Origin of the sequence: Echinicola sp. 20G (assembly GCF_015533855.1) — a bacterium.
GTDB lineage: Bacteria > Bacteroidota > Bacteroidia > Cytophagales > Cyclobacteriaceae > Echinicola.
In genome coordinates, this window is sequence record NZ_AP024154.1 from 3,072,789 (window position 1) to 3,089,733 (window position 16,945).

The window sequence follows — 16,945 nt, forward strand, 5'->3', positions numbered from 1 at the left end:
CAACAATTTAAATGAAACATACTTAAATGGAGAAAAGAACTGAAGGAGCTTGGTTGATTCACCACACAAAAAAAATACAAGAAGTCACAATAGCCTCTGACTTTGAAGATATTGAACTTGCTGGTAAATGTGGATTATTTTTATCAAGTTTAGCGGCATCCGATGAAGATAGTACATTATCAAAGGATAAAGTTGAAGCAATTGCAAAGGCCACTAACATAAAGAAAGTTGAATTAGCCGCCATAAAAGGGGCTTTGAAAGACTCTCAATTGATAGATATTTCTAAGTCTGGTGATGTTGTAGTATTGGGAATTACAACATCTAATGTTCTATTGCATACATCAGACATTTTTAACAATACAACATCTGACAACTTTCAGAAGGCGTCCCTAGAACTTGCAAATTATAGCTCAGACGCTCCTATAAAGGATAATATTTTAAAAGAATATATTGGAGATATCTACAAACTCGAAAGTAGGAAAGCAGATAATCTTTTAAAGCAGGCAGAGGATATTCATTTAATTGATTACGAAGTATTTGATGATGAAAAGGTTTATTTTAATGGAAATCTTTTTAAACATGATGCTATCGAGAAAACTTCAAAAGTCTTAAGTTCCTTATCTGCTTCCGAATTGCGCAACTTTTCTGAAGTTGATTCATTATTAACAGAACAAGGTTGTATTACTTACGAAAAGGCTTTCTCAATTTTAGGGAAAGACTTGTTGGACAAACTTCAAGCTATTGCAATTTACGATTTTAATGAAGTTAGTAATGTCACCCATACGAAGGTGTTTATAACTAAACCATCTTCTTTTTCAAAGTTTGGAAATCCATTTGAGGATGATGCTTTAGATTTAGCCAAAGCATTTATATCTTCTTTAATGTATGGGATGTATATAAGTTCAAGAAATCGTGGAAAAATACAAGGTTATAGAATGTTAAGAAACACTGTAAGAAAATTGTTAAGAGGTGAGCGGGTAGGTCCTTGTACCGCAATTGGTCAGGATTATCAAGTATTAGAATTAAGCAGAGTTATACAACTGGAAAGTTCAGGGAATGGTATGTATTATATGCGACTATTAAAATTCGATATTGGGCAATTAGCATTAGCTGTATTAGAAAATGGTGATTTAGCAGAATATGAAACAATTAATACTGAATTGAAAAGTTCAAATGTTTCAAGTTATGCTGGACCTGAAAAACTTCGGACTGAAAATAGGAGAAAAAAGGATACTACTGGAAATAAAAATGTTGGTGAGCTTCTAAGGACAATGAGAGGATAATGGAAAATCAAACAAAGCTTTTAAAGGGAGAACTTATGGAAGAAAAACTTCGGACTTATTTTCTCAATAATGGTTATTATGTTGCTAGAGGAGTTAAATATTCTTTTGAAAATAATGAAATTACAGATATTGACTTATTTTTATACGGTAGATTTTCTAGCTTAGATAGGGTTCGAACAAATGTAGATATCAAAAATAAAAAAACACCCAAAGCATTTGAAAGAATTTTGTGGGCAAAAGGATTACAAGAATTATTAGGTTTTGATAATTGCGTAGTGGCTACTTCTGATAAAAAAGATGTTATTCGTAAGTATGGATTAAAGCATAAAGCAACAATTCTAGATGGTAATTTTCTTCAAAAATTACCAGAGGGAAATAATGAAAGATTGTCTGAAGAAGATTTATGTAAATTATTGGCTTCAATAAAAAGCTTTAAGGAGTATCGAAATCAAACTTGGAAAGGTTTATACGAATTATCTAAATCTAGATTATTAAACGAACTTGATTTTAGTGGTTATAATTCGACAATAATTTTATTAAATTATTTTATTAGGAAATGTTTTGATAAACAAAAACAGAATGTTGCAATTAGAGCAACTTATGTAATCCTATCTCATAGTCTAATAATTCTTGATTTTCTACTAAAAGATATTGCATTTTTGGAACCGAGCAAAAGAAAGGAAGCTCTTAGTGATGGGTTTAAATATGGGAATTTAGGAAAAGAAGGTGTCAATAGGACAATTGAAATGGCGGTAAGAATTGCTGATTCAAAAATATCAGTAAATGAAATTAAGAAAGCACTTGATACAACTGAAATGGATATTTTAAAGGAATTTTTTTCTAAAGCTGAAACAACAAAAAAGATATTTAGTTGGGCAAAAGCATTTGAAGAATTAGCTTTTTCCAGACAATTTAAAAAGCCGTTAGAACTGGATTCAGAAATAAAAAGTGTATTAGCAATTATGTTGGATTTTTATAAAATAAATAGAAAGGAATATTTTGAAATATAGGACAGTTTGAGAGGAAGTAAATGGTCAAAGATCCAAAGCCTGACAATGTAAAGTGGAGGAAAGAGATGTGCTATAAAACTTATTAGGGGAGGCATTGAAATTCAGACTAGTGCACTCCGGAAGTAATGTTTTTTGAGAGAGGAGGATAAAAATCAGTATTTCTTCCAATTTCCAGTTAGGCTGGTATGGGAATGACAGGTGTTTAACGAGCAGTGATAAGTTCGAAAAGAAGACATTATGATTATACTGAAATGACCACATCAAGAGAATATTATGAAATATGGGCAGCAAATACTCTAAAAATGAATTGATAGATTTCTTCCTCAAAGGAAGTGACAACTTAGTCAAAGCACTTTTATTTGGGTTTATTATAAGAGCATTCTTTTTGTTTTGGGGATAAGACTTTGACTTTCAAAAACCATATGGAGTAATTCATGGATTTGTGGGAGGGGTAATTGTTGCTTGTTTATTGTTTTTAATTTACAATAGTAAAAAGCAAACCAAAGACTGAGCTAATGGAAGCTGAATTGCAAGAAAAAGATGATTGGGCGAAAATCAGAAAAACACTGATTCTGTCCTATAAGTATGATAGTAATTGGGAAGATGCTATTAATTTGTTTAATAAAAGGCTACAACGTAAATTTTTTGAGCCAATTCAACATATTATCAAAGAGAAAAAGCTTAAGGGAGAAGGTTTTACAATAGTAACAGTTCAATGTGCATTAATCGAAATGTTTGCTGCTTTTAGAGTTGGGAAAATTTTCAATCACAATAAATTAAGTAATTCACCTAATTATGAATACAAAGAAAGCCAAAGAATGTTTACTAGCTTTCTAAATTCGGCTTCTATTTTTAAGGACAATTTTTGGCAATTGAATGAAAAAAATAAATCTGAAATTGGCCGACCCTATAATGCTAAAGACTTTTATAAACAAGTTCGATGTGGATTAATGCATGAAGCGAGAACAAAAGGGGATTGGCATATAACAGCAACTCCTTTGACAAAATCAGTAAAATCAGAAAAACAGTTTCTTGTTACTGAAGATGGTAAAATTAAAATTTATAGAACGGTTTTGCATTATAGGCTCTTGGACTATTTGCGGGAATATTCAGTCAGCCTTCGTAAAGACGCAAAAGAAAGCGAAGAGCTGAGAAAGTTTTTTGCAAGAAAATTGGATCATTTGTTTGATTTTAAATCAGATTTAAAATATGATTGGTGGACCGAATAACGATAAGCGATTAAAAGTACCTAACAAATTACGGGTAGAGCAGTGATTTCCGTTTTTAGATGGCTTAGTTTCTGTGACTAAGCAAACCATTCCAAAATCCCCAGATTTCTATTATTTATATACAATTATCAATATGTTTAACAATAAGTTATATAACTGGCCAAGTTTAAAAAAAGAGAATTCAATTATTTTAAATGAAGTTGTTGAAAATTGGAAAGTTTTGTTAAATAATAATTTGCCAGAAAATGATTATCATGAATTTATTAAAGAGCACGCTGGATTCTTCTTCTCTGGCTTTAATTGCTATCTGACATTATCTAAGTTAAAACTTGGTTCCGAATATGAGACAGATTTTATTAACATAAGAGACGAACGAAGCAATGGTATAATTTATGAATTTATTGAGATAGAAAAGCCTTCAAGTAAATTATTTAATAAATATGGAACTCCTGCCAAAGACTTTAACAATGCTCTTCAGCAAATTAGAGATTGGAAAAGATTCCTGATTGATAACAAATCATGGTTAAGAAAACTTTTACCCTCACAAACTACTAGAGTTTTACATGATGAAGGAGTATGTTTCACGATAATTATTGGCAGGCGAAGTGATAACCATTTGGAAATAGAGAAAAGAAATCAGATTGCAAGTGAAATGGGAATCAAAATCAGGTCATTTGACTATTTAACTGATTTGATTAAAAAACGAGAATTTTATCCTTTTGCCTGTTTGGATTCTGAAAAAGGCGATTTTGTTGAGAATCAGATGGAAAATCCATTTTACAAAGCAATAGGTGATTCCAAATGGAAAGAGTTTTGCTTGAAAAAGTTTAACTGGACACATTTTTATAAGAATAATTGTGAACAGATTTTAGAGATGCGTGAACATAATGATTTGATTAAAAAATGGAAATTCATTGGGGAGAAGTAGAGAAAATCTTACCCGCCAGGGTTAGTATGTCACTTCACCTTGATATTCTGGAGATTTGTAATTCTTACGGATTAATTTGGTGAAATGACAAGTATAGAGTGGGCTCATTTGGTTAGCCCTTTTACTATTCTTTATATTGAAAACATTTTCAATTGGCACTTTTGGTCATTCTTTTGCATCGGCTTCCTGTTTTGGTAGTACCCAAACAGCGAACGGAAGTAGCCCTCGGTTGGGTGTTTGATCAGGTTTTAGTTTTGTAACAGGACAGTTAAAGTATCGTCGGTCATAAGGGAAAATTCGGCTATTGTAGGTCGACGATTTTTATTTTAAATGGTTATCAATAAATATGGGATAATAGCTTTTTTGAGTATGTTTTCCAAGACAAAAAAATGGCCTTTAATCGCACCAGAGTGGAATTGAAATAAAAGAATCACTTAAACAGCTATGGAAAGATAAAGGCCTTTAATCGCACCAGAGTGGAATTGAAATGAGGACAGGGCGCGAGGGTTCGCAAACAACAAACACCCTTTAATCGCACCAGAGTGGAATTGAAATATGCCTGATCAGTTGGCCTCACCTTCTCAATTCCCGCCTTTAATTGCACCAGAGTGGAATTGAAATCACCTAAGAGGCAATGTTGATGGCCTTTCATGGAATCCTTTAATTGCACCAGAGTGGAATTGAAATACAATTCGGAATTATCATCTTGTTTTATCTCAGATTCCTTTAATTGCACCAGAGTGGAATTGAAATTTTTGACTTCCTGAGTGTCCCAGACAAAAGCCTCCAACCTTTAATTGCACCAGAGTGGAATTGAAATATACCTGTGTAGATCCGTCCTGATCAAGGCCAAGCCCTTTAATCGCACCAGAGTGGAATTGAAATACTAGAAGGCCCTTGGGTAGTCTTAGCCACCTCTTGATTGGGTCAATTTTGAAGGTCGGTTATAAAAAATACCATGATTTGGGTATTTTTTTAAGTTTTGATATCCTCTATTTTGGAGATATTAAATTACTAAGCTTTTAGGACAGTTAGCGTCAATGCAATATCAGTTTTAAATTATATTTTCTAGCTTAGTAAGCATTAGGAATAAACTCAAAATAGATATGATGCAGTTTTTGGTCCATTTGCATAGAATGGGTAACAGTAACTTTCTTCCCTTAAACTATCAATACGAACTTTCCTCGGCCATCTATAGGATACTTGAAGAGGCTGATCCAGCCTATAGCCATTTTTTACATCAAGAAGGTTTTGCCTTTGGAAACAAAAAATACAAGCCCTTTACCTTTTCTTTTTTGGAGTTTGACCGATTCAAAATAGTGAAAGGGCATAACCGTCTTGAACATATGGGATCACAGGCTGTTTTGGATATTCGCTTTGCTATCGACCGAGCTGCAGAGGAGTTTATCAAGGGACTTTTCCTAAACCAGCATTTGAGTATTGGGGACAGGATCAGTCGGGTGGATTATGAAATCAGGCAGATAAAAGCAGCACCAAGGGTAGATTTCAAAGAAGAGATGTTATATCGCTGTACATCGCCGATGTTTTTGAGCTGTTCCAGGGAAGATGGTGGTGCGGACTACCTTTCGCCTGAGGATGGGCGGTTTAAGCCAGTTTTTGAAAACAACCTGATCCAGCGACTGATGAGTTTTCATGTACATCTGTCCCTTAAGGAAATGGAAGAGGATTTTCCAGCCATGGAATTTGTGCTCAAGTCCAGCCCCAGAAAGAAAGGAATCACACTGAAGGCCTTGGAGGAAAAGCCAATCAAGGTAATCGGCTACCAGTTTGATTTTATGCTCCGCGCCCCGACCATTATCCAAGAGCTGGGGTATTATGGAGGATTCGGCAGCAAGAATGCGTTGGGGTTTGGGTGTGTGAGGGTAAACGAAAAATCATTTCCTAAATGAGGGAATTTCAGCAAATAATAAACTATATATTCTCAGAAGAAGATGGAAGTTTAGTCGATTTAGGTTCTTTATTGAGTTTCTGCTTTAATTCTTCAACAAAGGGCGCAAACTTCTTTTCCAATTCCTCCATTCTTTCCTGGGACATGGGGTTATGGGGTAAGTTGCGATCATCAAATGTACTATTGATGTTCTTTTTTGACATACTCAATATTACAAATATTAAAAAACAAAACCCAGATATAGTGCAGAATAATGGGGTCTTTTTCTTCATTTCTTATTTGGAACTGTGCTGTCAATTTTTCCACCATTTCTCTTGCTTGCTTTTCACATGTATCCAAAGTATCAGAAGTAGAACCATCCTCAAAATTTATGTTCCAGCCATTTTTTGGCCTTATCAAAGTATATATGGATTGTGTTGTTACTACTATCAGCTCCGCTATATCAAAATTAACAGTAGCTTTAACGTCTTCAAAAGAAAAAGTAGAGCCGTTAGGATGGTTGTGAATTACTTTAGAATCTTTCAGTTCAAAGAGATATTCGTCGGGAATATGAATCTGGTTGTATTCCCCCTTATATCGTCTTATTTGTTTGCTTTTCCTGAAAATGTACAAATGTTCTGTTTTTTTAAACCGAACCTTAGAGATGGCCTGCTGAATAGACTTAACTTCATCTCTAGGAAGAGGATAGTGAAACTTGTCATGCATAATGGTCAAATTAAGTCAAAGAAAAACCAGGAGTCTGGCTCCTGGAGAATCCAAATTGGTGCAATTAACTTTAAACTTATTAATACAAATTTTCAATACCATCTAGGATTCTAAAGCAAAGATTGATAAATTATACTATTAACACAAACGGAATAAATATGTGTGTATGATTCGAGCAATGTTAAAAATACGTCCTTTAGCACCTCTATCACTGGTGTCAGCTTCCCCTGGATCTTTTTATAGAAGCAGTAGTAAGCCTTCTGATGAAATGGTTTATGGGATGTTAGAAAATATAATGGGATGGCATTTCTCCAAAGAAATTAGAAGAGATTGTTCAAAAGTAATTAAAAAACGAGCCAAAAAGGATAAATCTGAATGGGTTGATGCTAAATCTTTGTCAGGTTATGAACCTGTGATCCAAAACTATGTCCAGATTAAGAAATTGTTTGTGCAACCTTACACCTCATCTTATATAGATCTTTGGACTCAGCATCTTAAACATAATGACAAAAGACATTTTGATGGGGTTAGAAATTATGATCATAGATTTACAAGAGAAATTAATATGGCTAGTGATAGTGATAAAGAGACCATTCTAAAATCTAATATTGGACACTTTCCAAAATACTACCAAAGTCCAAAGAAGAGGGAATTTATTACTGTCCAAGGAGAATACATCTATGAAGTTAACATAAAGGAAGATTTTGTAAATCACCTAATTGACAAAATTGAAGATCCTTTTTCTGTTCCATATTTAGGCACCAGTGAAGGTTGGGTAGATGTTGTACTTGTAATGATCGAAGATAAATGAATCATCCACTTTCGAAATATGGACTCGCATTGGTATTAAGGGCTAATGGCTTGGATGAGGCACAGGTTAACAAGGTGACGCATGAAATGTTGGCAAATTCACTAAAAGAGGGAATAAGGAAATTTCGGTTATACACAAAGGATGACCCTGAATTGGATAATAATTTAACTTATAATCATTACAGCATCAAAGAACTGGATGAAAACCCTTCCTTAGTTCAATCTGCTGGATTATCCGGAAGAGGCATGTATTTGTCTCAGAATATACTTACCGAGGAGAAAAGTGCAAAGCAAGTTTATAGTGCTGTGAAAAAACTTCTTGGTTTACTGTCCCGGGAAACTGATTTAGCTAAGACGGAAGCAATCACCATGTCTATCTCGGCGGTCTCTGGAAAAATTAATCAAGGAAAGTTAAGTCAAAGTAATCCAACCTCAAGTCTATTAGAAGTTTGCTGTTTTGCAATCGGTAATATTCATCCTCTTAAACCTTGTTTCGCATCAAATAATCTCAACTATGCTCTAATTCCTGATTTATCTTTAAATGAACTGATTGTTTTTATAGATTTTTTTGACCGGATGTTTCAGGACAATGTGGGTAACCTCATGAAGGCCAAAAGCTCTGATGGTAAATATAAAAGACCGAGAATTATCAGAGGGAATTACCCAGATGCACCTTATCATACGGTATTTGGTCCTATTGGACTATTGGCTTCTATAGGTAAGTGGGCAAAGGAGGCGGATATACCCGAAGGTGCAAGGGTTCTGAAAATGTTTAAAGGAAAAAAAATGGACTCCGGGATTTATCATTTAGTACCAATTTATCTTTTAGGCTATGGGAAGGCCAATGTGTTATATTTTAGTCACTATTTAGTTGAATTAGCAAAAGATAACAAACTTTACCAAATTGTACTAGATCTTGAAAACTCCACACTAATTAGCGAAGAACGGAAAACTTTTGATAACCCAAAATATCAGCAATTTTATCTATTCACGACACGTTTCTTGCAGCTTTTCAGCGAGTCTTCCTTTCAGGATTTTCTGTCATTTAGAGCTTATTATGAACCAGAAGTTATACACCTTTTCAATTCTTATTTTATAAATGTCGAATTAAAACATATAAATATGGCTATAGCAAAAGAGATAGTGATATCAGCTCGGGAGATGGGCAAATGGCTGAATTATGCTGCATATAAAGCCGCTGAAAAAAGCGAAGATAAGTCAGCGGGCAAGGATGCAGTTTTAAAGAGTAAAGCCAAGTTTTTGATAGAACTAGAGAGTGCTGCTTTTTCAGCAAAGAGTGGTGATGAGCTAATTTCTCACGTTATTACCCGAGCAGGAAGACTTAGTGGGATGGATGTTCCTCCTGAAGCGCAGTGTTTTATGGATGCGGTCTGCTCAGAGTTAATTACTAGAGAACAGGCTCAACACTTGATTACAGCTTATGCAAGACTTAGAAATAAGTTTGAAAGAAAGGATGATATTTCAGACAATACAGAGGAACACATTTCAGCAGAAATTGAATAACTAAAGTAAATAGAAAATGGAGAAAACAATAGGAATATTAGTGTCAGCATTGGTGCCTATGTCAAATCATATAGCAAATGGTGGTGAAAAACTACTGGGAAATGCTTCAAGTATTAAAAGAACACCAGAAGGTAAGGTCTATATTTCTGGCCAAATGCAAAGACATGCTCTTTTCAGTGCTATGTCCCGGATTAATGAGTTAGATTCTAAAAAGGGAGAAACTTATGTCAGCAATGGAGATGGTATAAGCAATTTTATCGAGAAAGATTTGAGAGCAGATTTAGGTGGGTTTATGCATCCATCCAAAGGATCCTACTCAGGTCGTAGAACCTCGCCATTGTCAGTGACTCCAGCAGTTGCTATTGATAAAAGTAAAGTAGGCCGTGATTTGATGGTGAGATTTAAAATGAATCAAACAAGTGAAAGAGATCAAGCTCTGGCTACTCGAGAGTTTTCCGAAAAAGATTTCATGTTAATGAATTTTCATCTTGACCTTTCTTCTCTTAGCATTTCGAAGATCTTTGAATATGAAGGTGAATTCCATGTTAAGACAAGTTACGTTAAGCACTGCAAAGAAGAAGAAAGGAAAAGAAGGGTAAGGCTATTTTTGGAAGCAGTAAGATCCATTTCTGATTATGCTAACCAAGCTAGAAATGCTGTAGCAGGCGACCCTGAAAAGGTGCTGATTGTATTTGATAGTAAGTTAAATAGAAAGGCCTGTCGTTTTTTTGAAGCAACTGAAATTGAGCAGGAAAATATTAAAAAAGAACTCAAATCAAGAAATGCGAAAGTTTATTTAGGTGATGATCAGACGGATAAAAGTGTTTATGACGCTTTCGAAAGAGCTTTGTCAGATTTGGAAACCTTTTCTTTGTATGATCCAAGTAATGGAGATAAAGAAGTAAAAACGTTTTTAGAGGCTTTTCCTGAGAAATAGATGAATCTTGCCAAACCTTCGGGAATCACATTAAAGAGGCATACAGATAATGTCATTGCCCAAGCCGAAGAATGGATTTTTTTCCATAAACAGGCCTTTGATAAATATAAAAGGTTTTTCGGTAATTCGGTTGAAGAAAGCCTATTGAAGGTGTGTAAATATCATGATTTAGGTAAAAAAATACCTGAATGGCAAAGTGCTTGTCAAGCAGAATTTAAGGATTTAAAAGATTTTGGAAAGTTTTCAGGGCGGTATTTAAGAGATGCAAAGGTTAGGCATGAAGTACATAGTGTTTTGATCTGTGAAGAAAACAATATAGACCTATCTGAGGAAGAAAAAGTGGCTATTGCCTGCCACCATGGGAAACTTGGAAGTAAACATGAGGAAAAGTGGACAAAGTGGCAGTTAGGGAAAGGAACTGATTTATGGAAGAAATTCAAGAGTCTTGACTTCAACTCTGTAAAGGAAGCAGGAAATTCAATTGAACCGCTCGTTAGAAAAAGTTATCAATTTGATTTTTTAAGAGCAGCACTTCAATTAGCTGATAAGCGTGCAAGCACAATTGAAAATGAAAAACCTGTTTCAAACAGGTTTTCATTTGACTATTCATTCAATGAAAATTGGTCTTTGCGTCCTGTACAAAAAATAGCTAGAGAAAATTCGAAAAAGCTTTTTTCAATGCTAAGAGCTCCTACCGGTGCTGGGAAAACAGATGCAAGCCTTCTTTGGGCTAAGCAGCAAATTGAAGTAGAGAAAAGAGCGGATAGGTTAATAATTGCTATGCCAACTCGATTTACTTCGAATGCTCTTGGAGTGAACATTTCTGCCTCAATTTCTCAAACCGGCATATATCATTCTACGGCCATGTTCTTAAAGGAAGAAGGTATAGAAGGAAATCACTATGCCAGTCTCTTTGAAACACCTGTTACTGTATGCACTATAGATCATTTGCTGTATTGTCTATCCAAGACTAAGGAAGATCATCATATTTCTTTCGCAAATTTATCTAGTTCATGTATCGTGTTTGATGAAGCCGATTTTTATGATGATTTTACCCAAGAGAACTTATTGGTATTATTGCAAGTTTTGAATGTCCTTGAAGTCCCAGTTCTCCTAATGAGTGCCTCCCTACCAGATTCCAGTTTGTTTTATTACAGAAGATCGGGATATGATATTGAAAAAATTTTAGAGGATGATTCAGATTTGACTAGACCTAGATGTAAAATAACTGAAATCAGAAAGTATGAGAATTTTGAAATAATTGAGGATTTGCTTCTTAGGGCGAAAAAAGAACCAACTATCATATACGTAAATACAGTTGATAGAGCTTTAAAACTCGGAAAATGGTTTCAAAAGAATTGTGCAGAAGTAAAGGTTGAGGTTTACCACAGTCGTTTTACTGAAGCCGATAAAATTAGGAAAGAAAAAAATCTTCTTTCGATGCTTGGCAAAGAGGCTTGGCAAACTGGAATGGCCCAGGGGGTTGCAATTTTGACTCAGATAGGCGAAATGAGTGTAAATATTAGTGCTAATTTCATGATAAGTGAAGTTTGTCCAATTGATAGGTTAGTTCAAAGGGTTGGGAGGCTGTCAAGATTTGACAAAACAGTTGGTGAATTGGTCATATTGCTTCCTCAAAAAAATGATTCCCTATACCCTGCTCCTTATGGTTCATTTAAAAATAGAAAGTGGACATCAAATAAATTTCTTCAAATGACAATTGATTTAATTGAACCTAAAGTATATAGTGCGAACGAGTTCAATTATCTGGTAAATGATGTGTTTAAACATGGAGTTCAGCCCTCTGATAAGTCTAAATCTAATGCTGAAGATTTAAAGAAAATGATCAGGCACAATTGGCTTATGCTACCTGGTTTTGAGTTAGATGAAGAAAATGAAAATGGACACTGGCGTACCAGAGACATTACTGGGCAAAGGACCGTAATAGCAATGCAAAAAAATGATATACAATCAGCTTATTTCGAAAATTGGTCAGATCTATCTGAGCTAATTCACAAAAGAGGTATAAACTGTCCCACATACTTGGTCAAGGAAAATCTCAAACGTGGAAGGGTAGTGAAAGAGTGTGTTTTAGTTAGAGGTGATGAGAAGGAGTTACTTTTTCTAAGCCCATCGCTTGAATATGAGGATAAATATGGATTGGATTTATCGATACCCAAAGAGGAGATTAATGATCAGTTTTTATAGCTTACAATAACCCTGTCTATCATGCATCCCTACCTCACCCATCTCCTTACCGACATTAAAGCCACCCATAGGGAAGAAGACCATGAACCGGAGTATGCTCAGAAAGGTTTGGAAATCCATTTCAAAGAGATTGACCGCTGGTTTCTGGAGATGAGGAGCATACATTAGGGTATTATTGTGGAATGGAACCTGGGGATTTTCCCCCCGGGCAACAGTTTACAGAAGTAGAAATCAGGCAGGTGTTCAGGGCATTCGAGAAGATGCTCGGTTTGTGGAATGTTGTTCTTGATTTGCCAGATGCTTTGCCTGTGGATAGGCGGTATGACCTGATGGTAGCTTTATTGGATCAGGAGTTTGCACCGATGAATAGCGGAATGTTTGTTTTCGATTTTTGTTCTGGATATGCGCCGGGCTGTGAGCTCGGGGAGTATTGTAACTGTTTGAAATCATGGAAAGAAGAAGATTGATCATTATTGCCGATCACCGTGAGCGGCCATCCGGAATACCGGTTTTACTTGCCCAAAAAGGACTGAATGTGGAGGAGACTACTCTGAACGTGGTTGTTTTTTTATTAACCAGAATTTTAAAAAATGAACATCACTGGAACCCATATTGCCTATCTCCATACCTGCCATCGTAAACTATGGCTGTTTGCCCATGGCATACAGATGGAGCATACATCAGATATAGTGGCGGAAGGAAAGCTGATCGGGGAGACTTCCTATGGTGAGCGGGCCAGGAAATATACCGAACTGGCGTTTGACGGGGTTAAGATTGATTTTTACGATGTCAAAAATAAGGTGATTCATGAAGTAAAAAAAACTGATAAGGTCGAAAAAGCCCATATTGCCCAAGTCAAATATTACCTGTATGTGCTGGCAAAAAATGGAATAGATGAAGCCACCGCAATACTGGAATATCCCAAAATGAAACAAAGACAAGCGGTGGAATGGGAAGAAGGGGATGAGGAATTGATCTTGTCTTATATACGTGAGGTGTCCCAGATCGTCCAACAACAAGACTGTCCCTCATTGGTGAAACTTTCTATTTGCAAAAAATGCAGCTATTATGACTTTTGTTATGCAGGGGAGGACATTGGTTGATTTTTAAAATATTATGAAAAAGACCTATTATCTTTTCAATCCAGGCAGGATGAGCCGTAAGGACAATACTTTGAAATTTATTCCTGTTGATGAATCTGGGAGGGAAGGTACCCCCAAGTACATACCAATAGAGGGTGTTTCGGATTTATATTGTTTTGGATCTTTGGATGCCAACAGTGCCCTTTATAACTTTCTGGGAAAGAATGGGATTAGTGTTCATTTCTTCGATTATTACGAGCATTATACCGGAAGTTTTTATCCGAAGGAATATTTGCTTGCAGGCAAAATGCAGATTGAGCAGACTCGATACCACTTATCTGCTGCCAAAAGGCTTGTGATAGCGAAAAAGTTTGTTCAGGGAGCCAGTTTCAATATCCTGAAAAACCTGAAATATTACCAAAACAGGGGCAGGGACTTGGGCTATTACTTGGAGAAAATAGATGGACTAGCTGCGCAGATTGAAAACGCCTCCGATATCCCAGGTTTGATGGGGATCGAGGGAAATATCCGTCAAAGCTATTATGGGGCATTTGATCATATTTTAAAGGACCATGCGATGGAGGGAAGAAGCAAACAGCCTCCCTTAAATGAGGTAAATGCTTTGGTTTCCTTTGGGAATATGATGTGCTATACACTTTGTCTGGACCAGATTTACCACACTCAGCTCAATCCCACGATCAGTTATTTGCATGAACCGGGATACAGAAGGTATTCTTTGGCTTTGGATATAGCAGAAATTTTCAAACCCATATTGGTGGATAGGACCATTTTTAGGGTGCTCAACAAAAAGGAGGTTCAGTCAAAGGATTTTGATATTCAGGTCAATAAAGTCATCCTTAAGGAAAGTGGAAAAAAGGCGTTTATAAGGGCTTTTGAAGAAAGATTAAATGAAACGATCAAGCACAGGACCTTGAAAAAACACGTCAGTTATAAGCATTTGGTCAAATTGGAATGCTATAAGTTGAGCAAACATATCCTCAATATAGCTCCTTATGAACCTTTTAAAATATGGTGGTAGGTTTAGAACTTAAACTGATCTTTAGATGTATGTAATTTTAGTATATGATATCGGAGAAAGGAGGGTGGGGAAGATGCTTAAGCTTTGTCGCCAATATCTCAATTGGATACAGAATTCCGTGTTTGAAGGAGAGATTACTGAAGTGAAATTGAAGGAGTTGCTCTCCAATGCCAAGAAAATAATGAAAGAAAGGGAAGACAGTTTGATTATTTTTAAGAGCAGGAATGAGAAGTGGTTGACCAAGGAGGTTATTGGTCAGGAAAAGAATGATCTGGATACTTTTTTATAGAATACAGTTGTCGATCAGTATGTTTTTTTGGAATTGCTAGATGTTTTTTGCGAGGATTCGATTGTTTTTGTTGATAATCAGTTGTTTGGGTGCTTGTCGAAGGCCAGTCAAAACTCGGCTATTGTAGGTCGACGATTTTTGTTTTAATTTGTGTCAGGAAAGTATGGTCGAGGAGCTTTTTAGAAGAGGTTTTCTTGGAAAAAGTGACGGCCTTTAATCGCACCAATCTGGAATTGAAATTAATTTTCAACAGGTTCAGCGGCCAAAAATTGGGCACCTTTAATCGCACCAATCTGGAATTGAAATTAAAATCATGAAGTTGGTTTGTAGGTGTAAAAATTGCCTTTAATCGCACCAATCTGGAATTGAAATGCTTCAATGCCGCCAGTTTCATTTCCTGCTCTGGTCCTTTAATCGCACCAATCTGGAATTGAAATCAAATCGTTAGAAATGTCCCCTGAGCGTCTGGAAAACCTTTAATCGCACCAATCTGGAATTGAAATTGGTATTTCATTAGGAATTCAGGTTTAACTAAACCAACCTTTAATCGCACCAATCTGGAATTGAAATGTACCATTATGTACTTCCCTTTTGTGAGAAATTGGGCCTTTAATCGCACCAATCTGGAATTGAAATAATGAAAAAGGAAGCATCCAAGTACCTCTACAGTCCTTTAATCGCACCAATCTGGAATTGAAATTTTGATCTTCATGTATTTCACACGAGATATTAACAGCCTTTAATCGCACCAATCTGGAATTGAAATTTTGGCGTGCTACAGTCATAAGTTTGAAGTTCGCCCCTTTAATCGCACCAATCTGGAATTGAAATCAGGCTTTTGCCGCCGATCACGCTAATGAAACTATTCCTTTAATCGCACCAATCTGGAATTGAAATAAGGGATGAGGTGTTTGAACTGTCCTGGAATGACTTCCTTTAATCGCACCAATCTGGAATTGAAATAATGAAAAAGGAAGCATCCAAGTACCTGTATAGCGACCTTTAATCGCACCAATCTGGAATTGAAATGGAGAAAACCGCTACTGATGGACTATCAGAAGCTAACCTTTAATCGCACCAATCTGGAATTGAAATCTGGCAGAGAATACCGATCTGGAGGGTGATGTGATCCTTTAATCGCACCAATCTGGAATTGAAATAAACTTACCTGTTGGCATTGTCCATCCATCTGGCTTTCCTTTAATCGCACCAATCTGGAATTGAAATTTATATTTAGGAATGATGTTAAATAATAAAGCATGGCCTTTAATCGCACCAATCTGGAATTGAAATCAGGCAATATTGAAAAAAAGGGCAAAAGAGAAGGCCGCCTTTAATCGCACCAATCTGGAATTGAAATACCACTTGTAGTCTTCTGATACTTTCCGTCTGCTCTACCTTTAATCGCACCAATCTGGAATTGAAATTGATTTTGTAGCCTTCATGAACGGAAGAAAAGGATTCCTTTAATCGCACCAATCTGGAATTGAAATCTTACAGGAGGATGGGGAACTGATGATCTCCGTTCCCTTTAATCGCACCAATCTGGAATTGAAATGAGATCCCTGACTTCAATACCTGAAGGATTCAACCCCCTTTAATCGCACCAATCTGGAATTGAAATCTCATATAAAAAGTGTTTACTCAAATAAGGGTAAACACCCTTTAATCGCACCAATCTGGAATTGAAATAGGCAACAGAAATGGCAGATGGGCTACTGGATGACACCTTTAATCGCACCAATCTGGAATTGAAATAGACTCCCTGACTTCAATACCTGAAGGATTCAACCCTCCTTTAATCGCACCAATCTGGAATTGAAATTCGGATAACTCATATTGATATTTGGCAGTGTCGTAGCCTTTAATCGCACCAATCTGGAATTGAAATCTGCGGATGGTAACTATAAGCATATCTACAGCATGACCTTTAATCGCACCAATCTGGAATTGAAATCGGTATGTTCGCGGCCATAGTCGTGTCGGATTTTT

At 36.0% G+C, this 16,945-nt stretch carries 16 protein-coding genes and 2 CRISPR repeat arrays (1 of these 18 running past the window's edge); of the genes, 14 read left to right on the forward strand and 2 right to left on the reverse strand.

What is annotated here, in order from left to right:
* The first annotated feature begins 26 nt into the window (after positions 1-26).
* From JL001_RS12725 to cas6, 5 genes are all read left to right on the forward strand, one after another.
* Positions 27-1,283, forward strand: coding sequence for a hypothetical protein (locus JL001_RS12725; protein ID WP_200976476.1), 1,257 nt, complete (start codon positions 27-29; stop codon positions 1,281-1,283).
* Positions 1,283-2,293 carry a hypothetical protein gene (locus JL001_RS12730; RefSeq protein WP_200976478.1) on the forward strand — a complete coding sequence of 337 codons (1,011 nt, stop codon included), beginning with the start codon at positions 1,283-1,285 and terminating at the stop codon, positions 2,291-2,293. The genes JL001_RS12725 and JL001_RS12730 overlap by 1 nt, the downstream gene beginning before the upstream one ends.
* Before the next feature lie 515 nt (positions 2,294-2,808).
* Positions 2,809-3,522, forward strand: a complete 714-nt coding sequence (locus JL001_RS12735) for a hypothetical protein (protein ID WP_200976479.1) — start codon at positions 2,809-2,811, stop codon at positions 3,520-3,522.
* A 133-nt stretch (positions 3,523-3,655) separates the two neighbouring features.
* Positions 3,656-4,450: a Shedu anti-phage system protein SduA domain-containing protein gene (locus JL001_RS12740; protein ID WP_200976481.1), complete on the forward strand. Its 795-nt coding sequence runs from the start codon at positions 3,656-3,658 to the stop codon at positions 4,448-4,450.
* Positions 4,451-4,843: 393 nt separating this feature from the next.
* Positions 4,844-5,335: direct repeats of the CRISPR family, unit length 30 nt; unit sequence CCTTTAATCGCACCAGAGTGGAATTGAAAT.
* Positions 5,336-5,556: 221 nt separating this feature from the next.
* Positions 5,557-6,360, forward strand: a complete 804-nt coding sequence (gene cas6, locus JL001_RS12745) for a CRISPR-associated endoribonuclease Cas6 (protein ID WP_200976484.1) — start codon at positions 5,557-5,559, stop codon at positions 6,358-6,360.
* Positions 6,361-6,382: 22 nt separating this feature from the next.
* Here cas6 and JL001_RS12750 read toward each other — a convergent pair whose 3' ends face one another.
* Together JL001_RS12750 and JL001_RS12755 are read right to left on the reverse strand one after the other, a co-directional pair.
* Positions 6,383-6,562 (reverse strand): hypothetical protein, encoded by a 180-nt coding sequence (locus tag JL001_RS12750; protein ID WP_200976486.1) that lies wholly within the window; start codon positions 6,560-6,562, stop codon positions 6,383-6,385.
* Entirely contained in the window at positions 6,540-7,064 is a 525-nt protein-coding gene (locus tag JL001_RS12755) for a hypothetical protein (protein ID WP_200976488.1), read from the reverse strand. Before JL001_RS12755 ends, JL001_RS12750 begins: the two co-directional genes overlap by 23 nt.
* 166 nt (positions 7,065-7,230) lie before the next feature.
* Between JL001_RS12755 and cas5p the strand changes: the two genes are divergently transcribed.
* The 9 genes from cas5p to cas2 all read left to right on the forward strand — a co-directional run bounded on the left by cas5p (position 7,231) and on the right by cas2 (position 14,953).
* Complete coding sequence (cas5p, locus tag JL001_RS12760) at positions 7,231-7,875, forward strand: type I-PGING CRISPR-associated protein Cas5p (RefSeq protein ID WP_200976490.1); 645 nt, start codon at positions 7,231-7,233, stop codon at positions 7,873-7,875.
* On the forward strand, positions 7,872-9,398 hold the full coding sequence (locus JL001_RS12765) for a hypothetical protein (protein WP_200976492.1): 1,527 nt from the start codon (positions 7,872-7,874) through the stop codon (positions 9,396-9,398). The genes cas5p and JL001_RS12765 overlap by 4 nt, the downstream gene beginning before the upstream one ends.
* A 16-nt stretch (positions 9,399-9,414) precedes the next feature.
* Complete coding sequence (cas7p, locus tag JL001_RS12770; protein WP_200976494.1) at positions 9,415-10,335, forward strand: type I-PGING CRISPR-associated protein Cas7/Csp1; 921 nt, start codon at positions 9,415-9,417, stop codon at positions 10,333-10,335.
* On the forward strand, positions 10,336-12,543 hold the full coding sequence (cas3, locus tag JL001_RS12775) for a CRISPR-associated helicase Cas3' (RefSeq protein ID WP_200976496.1): 2,208 nt from the start codon (positions 10,336-10,338) through the stop codon (positions 12,541-12,543).
* Positions 12,544-12,564: 21 nt separating this feature from the next.
* Complete coding sequence (locus tag JL001_RS12780) at positions 12,565-12,711, forward strand: hypothetical protein (RefSeq protein WP_200976498.1); 147 nt, start codon at positions 12,565-12,567, stop codon at positions 12,709-12,711.
* A gap of 14 nt (positions 12,712-12,725) precedes the next feature.
* A complete protein-coding gene (locus tag JL001_RS12785) occupies positions 12,726-13,010 on the forward strand; it encodes a hypothetical protein (RefSeq protein ID WP_200976500.1) in 285 nt (94 codons plus the stop codon).
* Positions 13,011-13,133: 123 nt separating this feature from the next.
* A complete protein-coding gene (locus JL001_RS12790; protein ID WP_200976502.1) occupies positions 13,134-13,646 on the forward strand; it encodes a CRISPR-associated protein Cas4 in 513 nt (170 codons plus the stop codon).
* Positions 13,647-13,659: 13 nt separating this feature from the next.
* Positions 13,660-14,664: a type I-B CRISPR-associated endonuclease Cas1b gene (gene cas1b, locus JL001_RS12795; protein ID WP_200976504.1), complete on the forward strand. Its 1,005-nt coding sequence runs from the start codon at positions 13,660-13,662 to the stop codon at positions 14,662-14,664.
* A 25-nt stretch (positions 14,665-14,689) separates the two neighbouring features.
* The gene (cas2, locus tag JL001_RS12800) at positions 14,690-14,953 is read left to right on the forward strand and encodes a CRISPR-associated endonuclease Cas2 (protein WP_200976507.1); all 264 of its coding nucleotides are present in this window, start codon (positions 14,690-14,692) and stop codon (positions 14,951-14,953) included.
* 210 nt (positions 14,954-15,163) lie between these two features.
* A CRISPR array of direct repeats spans positions 15,164-16,945; the repeat unit is 30 nt; unit sequence CCTTTAATCGCACCAATCTGGAATTGAAAT; it runs 1,410 nt beyond the window's last position.